This is a genomic window from Streptomyces sp. AC602_WCS936 (assembly GCF_019049125.1).
GTDB lineage: Bacteria > Actinomycetota > Actinomycetes > Streptomycetales > Streptomycetaceae > Streptomyces.
Window position 1 is genome coordinate 306,744 of sequence record NZ_JAGMUF010000137.1, and the last position, 15,926, is coordinate 322,669.

18 protein-coding genes are annotated in these 15,926 nt (G+C 71.1%); 9 read left to right on the top strand and 9 right to left on the bottom strand.

What is annotated here, in order from left to right; translation table 11 throughout:
* Window positions 1-7 precede the first annotated feature (7 nt).
* A complete protein-coding gene (locus KUM03_RS37615; protein WP_217255105.1) occupies window positions 8-2,122 on the bottom strand; it encodes an acyltransferase family protein in 2,115 nt (704 codons plus the stop codon).
* 130 nt (window positions 2,123-2,252) lie between these two features.
* Between KUM03_RS37615 and KUM03_RS37620 the strand changes: the two genes are divergently transcribed.
* From KUM03_RS37620 to KUM03_RS37635, 4 genes are all read left to right on the top strand, one after another.
* Entirely contained in the window at window positions 2,253-2,891 is a 639-nt protein-coding gene (locus tag KUM03_RS37620) for an RNA polymerase sigma factor (protein ID WP_217255106.1), read from the top strand.
* Window positions 2,888-3,820, top strand: coding sequence for a CU044_5270 family protein (locus KUM03_RS37625; protein WP_217255107.1), 933 nt, complete (start codon window positions 2,888-2,890; stop codon window positions 3,818-3,820). The genes KUM03_RS37620 and KUM03_RS37625 overlap by 4 nt, the downstream gene beginning before the upstream one ends.
* A gap of 230 nt (window positions 3,821-4,050) precedes the next feature.
* Window positions 4,051-4,431, top strand: a complete 381-nt coding sequence (locus KUM03_RS37630) for an RNHCP domain-containing protein (protein WP_217255108.1) — start codon at window positions 4,051-4,053, stop codon at window positions 4,429-4,431.
* 21 nt (window positions 4,432-4,452) lie between these two features.
* Window positions 4,453-4,881 carry an RNHCP domain-containing protein gene (locus tag KUM03_RS37635; RefSeq protein ID WP_217255109.1) on the top strand — a complete coding sequence of 143 codons (429 nt, stop codon included), beginning with the start codon at window positions 4,453-4,455 and terminating at the stop codon, window positions 4,879-4,881.
* A gap of 46 nt (window positions 4,882-4,927) precedes the next feature.
* Here the strand turns inward: KUM03_RS37635 and catA are convergent, their stop codons facing one another.
* Window positions 4,928-5,593 carry a type A chloramphenicol O-acetyltransferase gene (gene catA, locus KUM03_RS37640; RefSeq protein WP_217255110.1) on the bottom strand — a complete coding sequence of 222 codons (666 nt, stop codon included), beginning with the start codon at window positions 5,591-5,593 and terminating at the stop codon, window positions 4,928-4,930.
* 128 nt (window positions 5,594-5,721) lie between these two features.
* Here catA and KUM03_RS37645 point away from each other — a divergent pair, with 128 nt between their 5' ends.
* Together KUM03_RS37645 and KUM03_RS37650 are read left to right on the top strand one after the other, a co-directional pair.
* Complete coding sequence (locus KUM03_RS37645) at window positions 5,722-6,513, top strand: DJ-1/PfpI family protein (protein ID WP_217255111.1); 792 nt, start codon at window positions 5,722-5,724, stop codon at window positions 6,511-6,513.
* 54 nt (window positions 6,514-6,567) lie between these two features.
* Entirely contained in the window at window positions 6,568-7,194 is a 627-nt protein-coding gene (locus KUM03_RS37650) for a hypothetical protein (RefSeq protein WP_217255112.1), read from the top strand.
* A gap of 24 nt (window positions 7,195-7,218) precedes the next feature.
* On the opposite strand, the gene KUM03_RS37655 is transcribed toward KUM03_RS37650, so the two are convergent.
* Window positions 7,219-7,659, bottom strand: a complete 441-nt coding sequence (locus KUM03_RS37655; protein WP_217255113.1) for a nuclear transport factor 2 family protein — start codon at window positions 7,657-7,659, stop codon at window positions 7,219-7,221.
* A 45-nt stretch (window positions 7,660-7,704) separates the two neighbouring features.
* Window positions 7,705-8,313, bottom strand: coding sequence for an NAD(P)H:quinone oxidoreductase (gene wrbA / locus KUM03_RS37660; RefSeq protein WP_217255114.1), 609 nt, complete (start codon window positions 8,311-8,313; stop codon window positions 7,705-7,707).
* A 153-nt stretch (window positions 8,314-8,466) separates the two neighbouring features.
* Between wrbA and sigJ the strand changes: the two genes are divergently transcribed.
* Window positions 8,467-9,402, top strand: a complete 936-nt coding sequence (gene sigJ / locus KUM03_RS37665; RefSeq protein ID WP_217255115.1) for an RNA polymerase sigma factor SigJ — start codon at window positions 8,467-8,469, stop codon at window positions 9,400-9,402.
* A 423-nt stretch (window positions 9,403-9,825) separates the two neighbouring features.
* Here the strand turns inward: sigJ and KUM03_RS37670 are convergent, their stop codons facing one another.
* Together KUM03_RS37670 and KUM03_RS37675 are read right to left on the bottom strand one after the other, a co-directional pair.
* The gene (locus KUM03_RS37670; protein ID WP_374225427.1) at window positions 9,826-10,404 is read right to left on the bottom strand and encodes a S1 RNA-binding domain-containing protein; all 579 of its coding nucleotides are present in this window, start codon (window positions 10,402-10,404) and stop codon (window positions 9,826-9,828) included.
* Between the two features lie 82 nt (window positions 10,405-10,486).
* Window positions 10,487-11,029: a hypothetical protein gene (locus KUM03_RS37675; protein ID WP_217255117.1), complete on the bottom strand. Its 543-nt coding sequence runs from the start codon at window positions 11,027-11,029 to the stop codon at window positions 10,487-10,489.
* A gap of 170 nt (window positions 11,030-11,199) precedes the next feature.
* Between KUM03_RS37675 and KUM03_RS37680 the strand changes: the two genes are divergently transcribed.
* A complete protein-coding gene (locus KUM03_RS37680; RefSeq protein WP_217255118.1) occupies window positions 11,200-11,958 on the top strand; it encodes an IclR family transcriptional regulator in 759 nt (252 codons plus the stop codon).
* A gap of 83 nt (window positions 11,959-12,041) precedes the next feature.
* Window positions 12,042-12,458 (top strand): STAS domain-containing protein, encoded by a 417-nt coding sequence (locus tag KUM03_RS37685; RefSeq protein WP_217255119.1) that lies wholly within the window; start codon window positions 12,042-12,044, stop codon window positions 12,456-12,458.
* Window positions 12,459-12,551: 93 nt separating this feature from the next.
* Here KUM03_RS37685 and KUM03_RS37690 read toward each other — a convergent pair whose 3' ends face one another.
* From KUM03_RS37690 to KUM03_RS37700, 3 genes are all read right to left on the bottom strand, one after another.
* Complete coding sequence (locus KUM03_RS37690; RefSeq protein ID WP_217255120.1) at window positions 12,552-12,998, bottom strand: TIGR03618 family F420-dependent PPOX class oxidoreductase; 447 nt, start codon at window positions 12,996-12,998, stop codon at window positions 12,552-12,554.
* A gap of 33 nt (window positions 12,999-13,031) precedes the next feature.
* Window positions 13,032-13,874: an alpha/beta hydrolase gene (locus tag KUM03_RS37695; protein ID WP_217255121.1), complete on the bottom strand. Its 843-nt coding sequence runs from the start codon at window positions 13,872-13,874 to the stop codon at window positions 13,032-13,034.
* A 165-nt stretch (window positions 13,875-14,039) separates the two neighbouring features.
* Window positions 14,040-15,632, bottom strand: coding sequence for a S8 family peptidase (locus tag KUM03_RS37700; protein ID WP_217255122.1), 1,593 nt, complete (start codon window positions 15,630-15,632; stop codon window positions 14,040-14,042).
* Window positions 15,633-15,926: the final 294 nt, after the last annotated feature.

Sequence of the window (15,926 nt, forward strand, 5' to 3'; positions counted from 1 at the left end):
AGAGTTGTCAGTCGGCGGGGTGCGTACCGCCGCCGATCCCCAGTTCGCGAAGCTCCTTCCGCAGCACCGGGGTCAGCGCCTGGGCGTACGACTCCGCCACGTGGCTCTCGTCGCGGTAGACGAAGGTGTCCGCGACGACCGCGGGACACCGGCCTGCCCGTGAACACAGCCACGGCCGCGGGTCGATGACCGCGGCGCCGGCCCGGCGGGCCGCCCGCTCGCCGGCCTCCCTCAGAGTGGGGGACCTGATCGCGTCCCGTCGGTCCGCCTCGCAGTTCCCCAGCCGCAGCGGATGCCGCGCCGCGCACTCGACGGCGTCGCCCTTCGGCCACGGATTGTCGAGCAGCACGGCGACCGAGCCGGCGTCACGGGTCAGCCGCCGGTACACACGCTCGTATCCCGCCGTCCATTCCCGCGGCGGATCCTCCATCCGGTGCACCGGCTCCGCCGCCTCGGACGAGGCGGCCACGACCAGCATCGGCCGCAGCTCCGTGATGCGCCGCAGCGCCCTCTCCCGCCAGGTGTCGCACGCCTCGTACGCCCGGCCGCGGGCGCGGGTCGTGACGTCGGCGGTCTTGCACGACGCCTTCGTCAGGGACACCAGCTTCCACCCGTTCTCCCGGCTCACCCGGTCGAGCGCGGGGAACCACTGTGCCGCGTGGGAGTCGCCGAAGAGGACCACTACGTCGCGCGAGGACGGGTCCCCGTAGACGCACGCGGGCGAGTGCGTGGCGCCGTAGCCGACGTGGCAGCCGTCTCGGTAGACGGCCGACCGCTGCTTCTTGATGTCCGGCAGCGACGGGGAGAGATTGGCGGGCAGCCGGGTCCCGGACGTCGAGATGAGGCCGACGAGCCGGTCCTCGGGGTCCGGTGCCGTCGCGAGGGCCTGCCTCAGCTCCGGGGAGCACACACCGGAGCTGATCGTCGGTGGGAAGGACGCCGCGACCAGGCAGACGCACACGACGCCGGCGGTCAGGCCGAGGCCGAGGGCCACCACTGCCGTGGGCCTGCGCTTCAGCGACGAGCGGAAACGGACCGGGTTCTCCACCAGACGCAGGGTCGCCCAGGCCAGCAGCAGCGCCGCCGCGCTCAATTGGAGGGACAGCAGAAGAGTGGCCGAACGGTTCAGGGCGGCGGGGACGAGCACCAGCAGCGGCCAGTGCCACAGGTACCAGCCGTACGAGAGGTCCCCCACCCAGGTCGCGGGAGGCAGCGCGAGCAGTCGTGAGGCGCCGGACGGGGACGGCCGGCATCCGCCGGCGATCACCAGCACGGCACCGAGCACGGGCAGGCCGGCATGGTGGCCGGGGAAGGGCGTGTCGGCGTCGTACACCACGGCCGACGCGACGATCGCGGACAGCCCGAGCCACGAGCCCGCCGTGGCGACGTGACGTGGAACGCGCGCCAACGCCCCCGCGCAGAAGGCCAGCAGGCCACCGGCGCCCAGTTCCCACAGCCGGGTGTGGGCGCCGAAGTACGCCCAGGACGGCGAGCCGGCGGTCGTCCACACACTCAGGACGTACGAGACGAGGCAGAGCACGCCCAGCGGCAGGACCCTGAGCCATGGACGCCGCAGCACCTTCCAGGTCACCAGGAGGAGCGCGGGCCACAGCAGGTAGAACTGCTCCTCCACGGACAGCGACCAGAAGTGCTGGAAGGGCGACGGCGCACCGCCCTCCTGGAGGTAGTCGGTCCCCGAGACCGCGAGGTTCACGTTCATGACGTACAAGCCGCTGGTCATCGCGTCGTGCAGGAACTCCTCGTAACGGATCCTCGAGGCGAAGAGCCGGCAGCCGGCGAGGGTGCAGAGGCAGACCAGGGTCGCCGGCGGGAGGATGCGCAGCGCTCGTCTGCCGTAGAAGCGCCGCAGGGACAGCGATCCGCTCCGCTCGGCCTCTCGCAGCAGACCGGCGGTGATGAGGAAGCCGGAGATGACGAAGAAGACGTCGACACCGACGTAGCCGCCGGCGAGGTGGGGGAGTCCGGCGTGCGCGAGCACCACGAGGGTGACGGCGAGTCCGCGCAGCCCCTGGATGTCGCGTCGATGCGGACGAGGCGACGGGTCCGGCCGCTTCGGCGCCGATCGTCGTGTCGGGAGGAGGACGTTGGAGGTGCGTGTCACACTCCGGACTGTCCGCACGCACGGGGCGATTACTGTTGCCCCGGTCACACGGCATACTGCCGCCTGCTCGCCACCGGTCCGTATGACGCACGTCACCGATGCGTTTTCCGTCCTGCGGACAGTCAAAGACGTGGAGCACTCACTGCGCGACCGTGTCCGAGCCGGGGACCCCGAGGCCTTCGGGCGACTTTTCGACACCTTCGCCTCGTCGGTCCACCGGCACGCCGTACGGGTCACGGGCAACTGGTCCACCGCCGAGGACGTCGTGTCGCTGACCTTCCTGGAGGCCTGGCGGCTGCGTGAACGGGTGCTGCCGGAGGGAGACAGTCTGCGCCCCTGGCTGCTGGGCATAGCGACGAACGTCATGCGCAACATGACGCGCACGGCACGCCGGCACCGGGACGCTCTCGCGCGGCTCCCTCCCGCCGCCCCGGTCCCGGACTTCGCCGACGAGGTGACGCAGCGGCTGGCCGACCGGGAGGAACTGGCCGCCGCCCAAAGGGCGTTGAGCGGCATGCGGCGCGCCGAGCGAGAGGTCTTCACGCTGTGCGTCTGGGAGGGGCTCGACACCGCCGAGGCGGCCCAGGCCCTGGGGGTGACGGCGGGCACCGTACGGGTGCGGCTCTCGCGGGCCAGGAAGCGGCTGCGCGCGCTCACCGACGCGGAGCGCGGACGGATACCCGCCGCGGCCCGGCACGCGGCGCCCGGTACGCCGACGCTCGCGCGGCACGGGCGGGTGGACCAGTGCGCAGAGGAGAGAGGGCGATGACTCCGAAGGATCTTCGCGGGTTCGAGTACGAGGAGACGGCCGATCCGCTGCCGGCCCCGGGCGACCCGATGCTGGGCCCGGACCGGCGCCGGGTGCTCAGAGAGCACCTGATGCGGGAGATCGCAAGGAAGCGGGTGGGCGCGCCCCGGAGGCTCCCGGGCAGGCGGCTCGTCGTCTGGGCGGCGGCGCCACTGGCCCTCGGGGCCACCGTGGTGACGGGAACGGTCGTCGTCACCGGGCTGCAGGGCGGACGCGAGGCCGTGCACACCCAGGGCCGGTCCGCGACGACGGTCGGCCGTCCCCCGGTCATCGCCATGGGCGAGGACCAGTTCCTGTACAAGCGCCGTGTCATGTCGGGGGAGTACACGGACCACCGCGGTGGAGCGGAGGTGGTCCAGCGCGAGGACTGGCTCGCTGTGGGCGGCGGGCGGGACGGTCTGGCCCTGACCGGGCCTCGGCCCGTGGCCGGGGACCGTCTTGACCCGGACTCGCCGACGACGGAGCGCATGGCCATGTCCGGCGGCAGGGACTACCGGGAACTCCAGGCACTGCCCACCGACCCGCGGAAGCTGCTCGCGTACGTCTACCGGGAAACGGAAGGACAGGGGCCGACCCACGAGGAGGCGGTGTTCGAGTACATCGCCGGCGTGCTCGAACCGGCCGCCCTGGTGCCCGGCCTCGGTGAGGCGCTGTACCGGGCCGCGCGCCGGATACCCGGCGTCGTCGTCGAGAACGGGGTCCAGGACGTCGTCGGGCGCACCGGCACCGGCCTGGCACTCCCGCGGTCCGGCCCGGACGGCCGCGCCCTGGTCTTCGACGTGTCGAGCCTCGTCTTCCTCGGCGTCGAGGAGACGACCGCGCTGCTCGAGATCGGCGTCGCCGACCGGGCCGGTGCGCCGCCGGCCGACTCCTGGGAGCTGGGGCCGTAATTCGGTGGCACCCGGCCTGGAGCAGTGGTTACCGTGTCGGTGCTCTGTCGATCTGCTCTGGGCCAGTGGCGGCCCTGGAAACGAGACTTTTATGACCCGGCCCGCGCTGAGCGCGCCTCGCTGCACCGCCTGACCGTCCGACCCTTCATGTCGTTGGGTGGGCTCGTTCGTCGAGGCCGCTCGGCCTGCTCTTGCTGTCATCACCAATCACTCAGCAAGGAGCACCCCGGGTGTCCAGCACCAGAAAGACTCCCTCAAGCACTCCGCACCGCACCCTCACCGGAACGTTCGTCTGCGCGTGGTGCGGCCTGACCGTGTCCACCGTCGCCGGTGACGGCGCACGGCGGAACCACTGCCCGTCCTGCCTGCACTCACGGCACGTCCTCGACCACATCGAGGGCGGGCCCAGCGATTGCCACGGCCGGATGACGCCGATCTCCATCGCCGTACTGCGAACCGGTGACTGGATGGTCATCCACCGTTGTGTGCGCTGCGACGAGCTGACCTCCAACCCCGTCTGCACGGACGACAACCAGCTCGTCCTGATGCGCATGGCCGTGCGGCCACTGGCCCAACCGCCCTTCCCTCTCGAAGTGTTCGGTGACCTGTGAGCCGGGAGGAGAAGCGCGATCATGCCAAGGCGCAGTAAGCCGCACAGGCGTGCGCGGGCCGTGCGGAGGCCGCAGCGGCGCAAGGACGTCCTCCACGGGCAGGGAGAACACCGGGCGAACGCATTCCGGTGCGTGGGTTGCCGGATGGACGTGTCACTGGGCGCGCCCGGCACCACGCACCGCAACCACTGCCCGAACTGTCTGACCAGTCTGCACGTCGACCGACGGGTCCCGGGCGACCGGGCCGCGGACTGCCGGGGCCGGATGGAGGCACTGAGCATGTCGGTACGGCCCGACGGTGAGTGGATGATCATCCATCACTGTCTGGCCTGCGGTGAGCTCAGCGCCAACCGGATCGCGGGCGACGACAACGCACTGGTCCTCGTGCGCCTCGTCCTCAAGCCTCTGAGGGACACCAGCATCGCGCACCGTGTGCTGCTGACCCTGTGAGGGGCAGGTGACGGGCTCCGCCCGGTGAATGGCCAGGACCGCGCCGTCAGTCGGCGGCGCGGTCCAGCCAGGCCGGGTCCGCCACGAGCGCCTGCAGCTCGTTGACGAGCCGTGCCGAGTGGAACCCGTCCGCGGCGGCGTGGTGCACCTGCAGCGCGAGAGGCAGCAGGACCCTGCCGGCGCGCTCGGTGTACCGGCCGAGCGTGAAGATCGGCGCGAGGTGGTCCCAGCCGTCGCCGATGTTGAGGTTGAATCCGGTGAAGGACGCCCACGGCAGGCTCGAAACGTCGAACGTGTCGGGCGGCGGTGCCCCCTGAGGGAAGAAGTCGGTGGCGCGACCGTGCTCCGCGAGCAACGGGGCGGCGACGTCGTGGAACGCGCCGAAGTCGGGATCGTGCGGGGCCCACACGCACGCGAACGTCTCGCGGGCGGGGTTGAACACCGTGAAGGCCGGGTGCACGACCGGCCAGACGGCCGGCTCACCCGACGCGGTCAGGCACATCCTGAACTCGTCGTGGCGGTTGACGACCGTGGCGAGCGCCCAGACCTGCGCGATGTACGACTTGCGCGGTGACCGCCGCAGCGCCGCGGTGAACGCGGTGACGTCGAGCTCCACCGTCATCGAGTACGTGCACGGCACGAGCCGTCGGTAGTGCTCGAAGTGCTGACGGCGCGGCCATGTGTCCAAGTCGATCGGAACGGGAGCGTGCATCCGGTCATCATGTCAGGCGGTCTTGACCGGGGGCGGGGCTGACCAGCCGCGGAACTCTTCGGCCTCACCGCGCGACTGCTCGTTCGTCAGTGCCCCGCCGGGGCGCGTTCCAGGACAGGGAGTCGGACATGTCAGAGACGGACCGTGATCGCCGACGGTTTCTTCACACCGCGGTCGCGAGTGGCCTGGGGGTGGGGCTGGCGGCGACCGGTGGAGCGTCGGCGGCGCAGGCCGAACCGGCCGGAGACCAGGGCTCCACGAGAGGCGGAGGGAGCAAGGTGCGGGTGGCGGTACTGCTGTACGACGGGTTCACCGCGCTCGACGCGGTCGGGCCGTACGAGGTGCTCTGCCGGGTACCCGGGGTGACGGTGACGACCGTGGCCGAGAAGGCGGGGCGGATCCGTACCGACACCGGCGAGCTGGGGCTCGTGGCCGACCGTTCCCTGGACAGTGTGCCGCGGGCGGAGGTGCTGCTGATTCCCGGAGCGGGCCAACGCGGGACCACGGCCACGATGGCCAACCCGGTGGTCCTCGACTGGATACGTCACATTCACCGTCGGTCGGCGTGGACCACCGCCGTGTGCACGGGGTCGTTGATCCTCGGTGCGGCCGGTCTGCTGCGCGGCCTGCCCGCCACCACCTACTGGGCCTCCCGTTCCTACCTGGCGGAAGTCGGCGCCGTCTGCACACCGGGGCGTTTCGTCGAGGCCGGGAGGATCGTCACCGCCGCCGGCGTCTCGGCCGGCATCGACATGGGACTGCACCTCGCCGCGCGACTGGCGGGCGACCAGGTGGGACAGGCGATGCAACTCGCCGTGGAATACGACCCCGACCCCCCGTTCGACACGGGCAGCCCCGAGAAGGCGAGCCCGGAAATCCGGGAGCTGGCGCTGCGCCTGCTCGCGGACGCGGCGACGTAGCGCTGTCGACAGATTTACCTGTCGGATTCGAACTCCGACAGTTATTCTTGTCGCATGACCGAAGCGGCTGAGATCCCGACCCCCGACAAGAACGACGAGACCTTCTGGACCACCGCCACCACCCTGATGGAGCCCTCCTGGACCGAGCCCACCACGGACGACACGTTCACCATGGACGAGAGAGTCCACGACGCGGTCCGCGCCCTGGCCGAACGGATCTCGACCCGAGCGCGGGCCTACCGCACCGCCGGCAAGCCTTTCGACCCCGTGCTCATGGCCGCGCCCGATGTGCAGCTCGCACTGCTGCGGTCCCTTTACGAGGCCAAGCAGTCCGTCGACCGGCTGGCGGAGAGCGCCGCCACCGTCGCGGGTCGCAGCGGAGCGAACTACGCTCAACTCGGTGCCGCGTGGGGCGGCATCAAGCGCCAGTCCGCCCGCCTCAAGTGGCCCCACGCGGTGGTCAGGAAATCCACCCGGGAATCCATCCCGCTCCACTACGCGGGCGGCAGCGCCGTCGTCCACCACGACGCCGACGCCGACGCCTGGTGGTACACCGCCACCGCGGCGGACCAGCAGGAGCGGGAGTCCGAGGCCGTCCACAGCACCTACGCCGAGGCGATCGCGGGAGCCACCGAGTTCCTCCTCGCGCACGCCCTGCCCGACGGGCAGGGGCCCGCGTGACGCGTATGTGACACCGGTCGGGGATCAGGCGGGCTGGTCCCTTTCGGACGGGAGCCAGACCCGCATGGTCGCCGGGTCGACGGGAACCGAGACGTGTTCGTGCGTGATCGCCCACGTCCCGTGCGACCGCCGGAGGCAGACGCTCTCGCGCACCCATACCGACGCCTGGAGCCCGCCCTTCCGCTCCCCGGAGTCCAGATGGAGCATGTGCGCGAACGCGGCGTCCCCGCCGGCCGCGAGGGTGAGGTCGTGCGTCTCCAGGCTGATGCCGCCGACGTAACCGTCGAACCAGCGCAGGAAGTTGCCGCGGATCTCCTCGACGCCGGTGAACCGCAGTGGGGGGACGACGTCGTAGTAGACGGCGTCAGCGGCGTAGAAGGACATGAGCCGGTCGATGTCCTTCGCCTGCTGGGCGTCGGCACGACTGGCGAGCAGCGTCCTGATCTCGGACTCGTACGTGGTCATGGTGAACTCCTTCGGTCTCGGTGCGGAGGGACGGAACGGACGGGATCAGGCGGCACGGCCGGCCTTGAGCGCGGCGGCGACGCCGACGACGCGGCGGGCCTGGTGGCGGGCGGCGTCGAGGGTCGCCTCGCCGGGCGGCCCGTCACCGGCCACGTGCGAAGTGCCGTACGGATTGGCGGCTTCGGGCCGGTCGGCGCCGGTGTACCCCGGAGGCACGAGAATGCCGCCCCAGTGGTAGAAGGTGTTGCCGAGCGCCAGGAGCGTGGATTCCTGGCCGCCGTGCGCGCTGTTCGAGGCGGTGAAGGCCGAGTACACCTTGTCCGCGAGCCTGCCCTGGAACCACAGGGGACCGGTGGACTCGAGGAACTGCCGAAGCTGCGCCGCCGGATTGCCGAAGCGGGCCGGGGTGCCGAACAGCACCGCGTCCGCCCACTCCAGGTCGCCGTGGCCGGCCTCGGCCACGGCGGCGGTGTCCTGGTGGTGCCGGGCCCAGGCAGGGTGTGCGGCGACCGCCTCCGGCGGAGCGGTCTCGGTGACCTTGCGGAGCCGGACACGGGCCCCGGCCTTCTCCGCGCCCTCGGCGGCGGCTTCCGCCAGGGCGTGCACATTGCCGCTCATGCTGTAGTAGATGACCGCGACGTTCACGGGTTTCATACCGGTGTACCTCCGTCTGCTGCCGTCGTGTTGCCGACGACGGGTTCGACGAGACGGCCCGGCGGAATGTCAGGCCGGGCGCCGCCCTCACATTCGGGGGCGCTGTCCCGTCGTACTCGCGGGGGACATTCCGACCGAGGGAGCCACGAGACCATGACACCCGTCCCGGCCGCCGCGGAAGACGGCCCGCTCCACGCGGAGCATGGCGCGGTCACCGGCGAACGCCGCCGGCTGATCAACCTCGCCTACCGGATGCTGGGCTCCTTGGCCGAGGCCGAGGACGTCGTCCAGGAGACGTACACCCGCTGGTACGCGATGTCCCCGCGGGAACGGGAGGCGGTGGCGTCCCCCGGCGGCTGGTTGAACCGGGTCGCCGGCCGGGTCTGCCTGGACGTGCTCCGCTCGGCACGGGCGCGGCGGGAGCGTTACGTGGGGGAGTGGATCCCCGAGCCGCTCCCGGCGCCCACCGAGTGGCCCGGCGGCGCGACGGACGGCGGCACGACCGATCCGGCCGACCGCGTCACGCTCGACGAGTCGGTGAGCATGGCCTTCCTCGTCGTGCTCGAATCGATGACTCCGGCCGAACGGGTGGCGTTCGTCCTGCACGACGTCTTCCGCTACCCCTTCTCCGAAGTCGCCGACATCGTGGGCCGCAGCGCGGGAGCCTGCCGCCAGTTGGCGTCCTCGGCCCGCCGCCGCATCGACGCCTCACGTGCTCCCGCCTCGCCGACGGCCGAGCGGGCGCGTGTCGTCAGGGAGTTCAAACAGGCGTGGGAGGCCAAGGACATCCCGGCCCTCGTCGGCCTGCTCGACCCCGAGGCCACAGCCGTCGGTGACGGCGGCGGGCTCGTCACGGCCCTGCTCCACCCGATCGAGGGAGCCGAGAGCATCGCCCGCTTCTTCGCCGGCCGGCCCCTGCCCGGCGGGCTGACGGTCGGGGAGTGCACGGTCAACGGCCAGCCCGGTCTGTCGGCCCAGCTGGACGGGGTCGTCGTGTCGGTGTACGCGTTCGACATCGCCGACGGCCGGATCCGGCGGGTCTGGGGCGTGCTCAACCCCCAGAAGCTGGGGCCGTGGAAGACGGGCTGACGTCCGCCCCGGCTGCGTTCCTCACGATCACGCGGCCGGGGACCTCACGGGCGCAGGGCGTAGCGGCGGAGTACGTCGAGGTCGGCGACGCGGACGTCGGACCAGCCCGCGGTGAGCGTTTCGGCCTCGGCGGCACTGATCCGCCCTCCCGGACGCCGCGTACGCGGTCATCACCTGCCGCCTGGTCCACCGGTGGATGGACGACAAGCCGGCGAGGCCGTCGGCGGCGAAGTCCATGCACTGCGATGACGGTCCGGGGCCCGGCACCCCGGGCGGCAGCGAGGACGACGGCGCTGGGAGAGCAGTCGATGCCAGGGCTGCTGCCTCGGTGATCCGCTGGTAACGGCGGCCGCGAGCCCACAGCGGCTCCCAGTACGCCGAAGACGTGGTCGGCATAGGCGTAGGACTCCTTGCCGCGTCCCGCTACGTCCTGCCGGCCCGGGACCGTGGAAGGGCCTGTCGCCGGGAGAGGACCAGCCTGCGTCGCTCCGGGTCGACCTCTGTGACGACGACCGCGAGCCGGTCGCCGACCCGGACCACCTCCTGCGGAGCCTCGACATCCGTCCAGGCGAGCTCTCGGAGGTGGACCAGTCCTTCGATGTCCTCGGTGACCTGGACGAAGGCTCCGAACGGGACCAGCTTGGTGACCTGCCCCTGGAGGGTCTGGCCCACCGCGGTGTTTTCGGCGAACGTCCGGAACGGGTCAGGCCGGGTCCCCCGCAGGGACAGCCTCGCCTCTCCGTTCGTCGTGTCGAACTGGAGGAACACGCACGAAACGTGCTGCCCCACCCGCACGACGTCCGACACCCTCTCGAGGTGCCGCCAGGACAGTTCGGGGATCGTGATGAACCCGACGCCCGGGAAGACGGGGTGATCAGGGCCGTCGTCCAACGCCACGAAGACGCCGAACGACTCGATCGAGGCGATCCTGCCCGACATGATCTCGCCGTCGCGTCGAGAGCTCAGAAACGCCCACAGTTCGGCGTTCTCGGCAGCGTCCATGGACGGCATGGCTCCCCCCTGATCCAGTACGACGACTGATGCTCCCCCTCGGGACGCCTCTGCCACAACCCCGCCGCAGAGGTCACCGACCTGGAGCGTGGCCGGACATATCCGCAAGGCGCCTCCGCGCCCGGTGGCGCCTCGCGTACGACCAGGTCACCGCAGTCGTCAGGACGGGAATGGCGAACAGCGGGGCGAAAGCGATGCCCCAGACCGTCTGCGCCGCACCGCTCGACAGGTACGTCTGGCTTTCCACGGTGACAGCTACGACCAGCTGCCACAGCGCCACCAGGACCAGCATGCCCGATGCGGCCCAGGCCACCGCTGTGAGGGCCGCGGGGCGCAGGGGCCGCCACCGGTCGCTGACGAGCAGCAGCGGCAGCAGTGCGGCCAGCTCGGCGAGGACGGACAGGCCGACGACGTACGCGATGCCCCAGCCCGGGATGCCGTAGACGTCGCGCAGCACCTGGTCGCTGTAGCCCACGTAGACACCGGATGCCATGGCGATGCGCCACAGGCCCGACGGTAGTGCGCACAGTGCGATGGCGTGGGCGGCACGGCGCGCCCAGACAGGTGCGGGCGCGGCGGCGGGGAGGTGATCGTTCGCGGTCGTCATGGCGTACATGCTGGCCTCGGACGTGGCAGCGGGGCGTCGTCCGCTGCGGCGGACTTCCTCCGCCCCGCGGAGGAGGGCGCGGCCTCTCAGGTAGGACTCGCCGGCACCCAACGGACTCAGTGGGCTCGGCGAACAGATCCGACTTGCCAGGACTTGTCTGCGCGAAGCATGGTGGAGAGATGGGCGGCAAGGACGGCCCGACACTCATCTCGTCGGTACAGCGAGCCTTCCGGCTGATGGAGGCCGTAGGTGCGCACGAGGGCGGCGTACCGGCCAAACAGCTGGCACGTGAGACAGGGCTGGCGCTGGCCACGACCTATCACCTGTTGCGCACGATGGTGCACGACGGCTACGTGCGCAAACTCGAGGACGGCACGTTCGTCCTCGGGGAGAAGCTGGACGCGCTGCACGGAGGGAGCCGTGATCAAGCGGCGCTCAGCAGGGTCCGTCCGACGCTCACGGAGCTCAGGGACGGCCTGTCGGCCGCGGCCTATCTGACCTTCTACGAGGAAGGCGAGATCCGGGTCGCGGAGATCGTGGACGGGCCGAAGACGCCCCGCGTCGATCTCTGGGTCGGCTTCGAGGAGGCGGGGCACGCCACGGCCCTCGGCAAGTGCGTGCTGCGCGACCTCGACGGCGAGGCCCGCGCCGACTACCTCTCCCGCCACAAGCTGCACGATCTCACCCCGCGCACCATCACTCACCGCGCTGAACTGCTACGGCGCCTCGACCTCCTGTCCCACGGCCCCGCGGTCACCGACATCGAGGAGTACTCCCTCGGCACCGCGTGCGTAGCGGTGCCCGTGCGGCACGGCGACACCATCGGCTCGCTCGGGATCTCCCTGAGCGCCGGCCGCACCTCCAGCTTGGAAGACGCGGTGGCGACGCTGGTCGCCACCGCGGAGCGAGTGTCCCGGAGGCTCTCGCTCACCATCTGAAATCGCCACTCTTGTGATGTATGGCGCATAACACGTTTCCTGGTCTTGTCGGGCGGAACAGGCAAGGCTGAGGGAGTACGGACGTGCGTGATCAGGGCATGGCGAGGCAGCAGGAATCGGTCGGCTGGCGCGTGACGAACGGCTGGACGGTCGTCGAGGCCGACGGCGAGATCGACATCGCCTTCGCTCCCCTCGTCCGAGCCGCAGTGGACGGGCTCCTCGCCGACGGTCACCGCCATTTCGTTCTGGACCTGTGCAGCGCGCCCTTCCTGGACTCGACGGGGCTCGGCATGATCGTCGCCGTCACCAAGCGCATCCAGAGCCGTCACGGCTCGCTGCGGATCGCGTGCGCCGACCCAGGGCTGCTGCGCGTCTTCTCCCTCGGTGGCCTGCGTCCCGTCTACTCGTTCCACGACTCCGTCGAGCAGGCCGCCGCCCAGCCCCCCGCCGCTGACGAGCTCGCCGACTGGCCACACCTGCGACGCCGGCGTCACAGGTGAGACCCTCGCGGCGTGTAACACCCTGGCCCTGGCCACCCTCCGCGACACCACCGATCCGCTCGACCGAGCGTGCTGCCTGCGGTCGGCGGCCCGTCAGGGAGCGGGAACGGGGCCACCGGGCCGGAAGCGCTCCACCCCGACGATGTGCCGCACCTTGACCGGCCGCACGATCACCGCGACCCGTTGTTCCCCGGGCATGGTCCACTCGAACTGTTCGCTGCCCAGGTACTTGCGGGCCAGCCGGTCCATCCGGTCGTGCGCCTCCTGGCCCTCGACGAAGCGGGCCACCACACCACTGATCTGCACTCGGTCGAAGGGATCGGCGGCGTCCGCGTGCGAGAGGTAGACGCGAGGATCGCGGCGCAGATTCTCCTCCTTCACCCGGCCCACCGACGTGTTGAACGTCAGCTCGCCCTCTCCCTCCAGGTCCACCCACATCGGACTGACCTGCGGTGCTCCGTCGGCGAACACGGTACCGACGTACCAGATGTTGGGAGCTTGCAGCCGGGCACGGACGGCATGGTCGAACGTCGCAGTCATCCCGGGAGGCTACCAATCACCGAGGGCCCGGCTTCAGATCAGCTCCCCCAGGACGCGGGCCGCCGGTGCCGGGTCGACGAGCCACTTCAGATGGCTGCCGGCGAGGGTGCGGACGTCGTACGGGTTGCCCGGGGTCAGCGCGTCGCCCTCGCGGATCAGGCGGTCCTGCATGGCGAGGGGCATGCTCGCGTCGTCGGCGAGGCGTACGAAGGTCTTGGGGACGCGGCCCCAGGTCGCCGCCTGTGCGCGGTCGGCACTGGTGCCGACGTCGAGGTTCTCGTCCGGCTGGAAGGTGTTGAGGAAGGTCAGGAACTCCTCCTCCGTGCCGTCGGCCAGGAAGGCGGCCCTGAACGCCGCGAGGGCGTCACGGTCGGCGGTGCGGAAGTTGACGCGGAGCAGACCGAGTTCCGCAGGGTTCCCGGCCATCGCCAGACCCAGGGACGCGGCGTCGACCGTGGCCATCTCCGGTTCGGCGTAATAGTCGTTGACGTCCAGGTCGACCGGGCACCAGGCGGAGACGTAGACGATGCGGTCGATGAGGTCCGGGCGCGCGTTGGCCGCGGCGGTGGCCGTGACACCGCCGCGGCTGTGCGCGACGAGGATCACCGGCCCGTTCTCCTTGGCCCGCTCCAGGACGCCGATGAGGTGCGCGGCGTTGTCGGCGAGCGTGACGCCCTTGATGGAGCCCGGCGCGGTGGCGAGGCCTTCGAGGTCCTGCGGCGCCTGGTAGGCACGCGAGTAGGTCGCCGCGAAACCGTGGCCGGGGAGGTCGACGGCGACCGAGCGGTGCCCCAGGAGGCCGAGTTCGGCCTGGAGCGGTGCGAAGGAGAAGGAGTTCGCGAAGGCTCCGTGTACCAGTACGAACGTCGGCTGCATAGGTCTCTCACTCTCTGCCCCGTGGGCTGCGAACAGCTGCCCGATACGCCGTGGAGCCTGGAGCCTACGTAGCCGAAGATCACCGGTGCAAGTGATTCGCCGCTGTCTCCGGGCCGCCCGGAAAGGGGGCGGCCCGGAGCCCGTGCGACCCGGGGGAGCGGGTGGTCAGAACTGGAGCGACCAGGCGTTGACGTACCCGGTGTCGTTGACCCAGTTGTCGCTCACGCGGAGCTTCCACGTGCCGTCGGCCGTCTCGGCGGAGGCGTTCACGGAGTAGGTGGCACGCACGTCGTCGGAACCGTCGTAGCTGTCGTAGTCCTTGAGCGGATACGTGGTGCCGTCGGGGGCGACCAGCTCCACCCGCAGGTCGCCGCGGAAGGTGTGCCGGATGTCGACCTTCACCGAGAGATCGGCCGGGGCGTTGCCGCCGACGCCGGTGACCGGCAGGGGCGACTCGACGGTGGCGTTGTCACGGATGATGTGGTCGTCCGCGTTCTCGAACAGCGGTCCGGTGGGCGGCGTGCCGGCCCCGGTGTGGAGCAGCTTGTTGGGCGAACCGGCCCGCGCGTCGCTGATCCGGCCGGACGTGGCGTCGGCGACCATCCGGTCGCGCACCTGGGCCGGGGACCAGGTCGGGTTGGCGGAGAGCAGCAGCGCGGCCGCGCCCGCCGCGTGCGGTGCGGCCATCGACGTGCCGCTCATCGACTGAGAGGCGCTGTCGCCCGCGTTGGACGTGGACACGATGGCGTTGCCGGGAGCGAAGAGGTCCAGGCAGGAGCCGTAGTTGGAGCCCTGGCCGTTGGACCAGCCGGTCGAGCGGGCGTCGTTGGCGGACGTGGCCCCGACCGTGATCGCCGACGGTGTCGAGGACGGGGAGTACTGGCAGGAGTCGGCGTTGTTGTTGCCGGCGGCCACCACCCAGGTGACGCCGGAGGCTATGGAGGCGGCCACCGCGTCGTTGACGGACTGGGTACGTCCGCCCCCGATGCTCATGTTGGCCACGGCGGGCTGGACCGCGTTCTTGGTGACCCAGTCGATGCCCGCGAGGACCGGCCCCCAGGTGCTGCCGGACGTGCCCTGGCAGTTCAGCACCCGGACACCGACCAGCTCGACACCCTTGGCGACACCGTGCGCGGCACCGCCGACGGTACCGGCGACATGCGTGCCGTGACCCTGGCAGTCGGAGGCGTCGCGGTCGTCGTCGATGAAGTCGTAGCCGCTGACCGCACGGCCGCCGAAGTCGCGGTGGGACATGCGGATACCGGTGTCCACGATGTACGCCGTGACGTTCGAGGCCTTGGTGGAGTACGTGTAGCGCGAGTCCACCGGCCGGTCGCGCTGGTCGATGCGGTCCAGCCCCCACGAGGGCGGGTCGGTCTGTGTGTCGACCGCGTAGGCGATACCGTCGGCCTCCACGCGCGCCACGGACGGGTCGGCGGCCAGCTCCTTCGCCTCGGCCTCGCTCATTCTGACCGCGAAGCCGCGCAGCGCGGCCGTGTAGGTGTGACGCAGGCTGCCCGCGTGCCGCTTGGCCAGCGCCTTCGCGGAAGCAGGCACGTCGGCCCGGGCGACCGAGTCCTTGAACGTCACGATGTAGGAACCGTCGACCGCGCCCGGCCGGTCGGCGCCGACGATGCGTCCCTCGCCGTCGCCGGGAGGTGCGGGGGCGGCCCCGGCGGTCGTCGCGGCCCCGAAGAGCAGCGCGGCACTGGCGCCGACGGCGAGCACGCGTCGGACGACGCGAGCGTCGAACTCCATGGTTTCTCCCTTGAGAGCGGTCCGGAGCCGGCTCGGATCCGGACGACGGCACCCGTCGCGGCGCGCGCCACCCAGGTGATGTCGAGTGCATGACAAATGCATTGCCGGTGTCCTGGGTGGTCCGCGAGCGGTGGGGCATGGGGGTGGGCGGGTGCCGCGCGGAGTGGGGCGCCGGGCGACACCGCCTCTGACCGAACGGACGGCAGCCTGGGCGGCCGACCGCTCAGAGCTTCGGGCGTCCGGCCGCGCCCCGGCAATCCGTAGCGCTACCCAAAGAACGACGATGACGGCCCG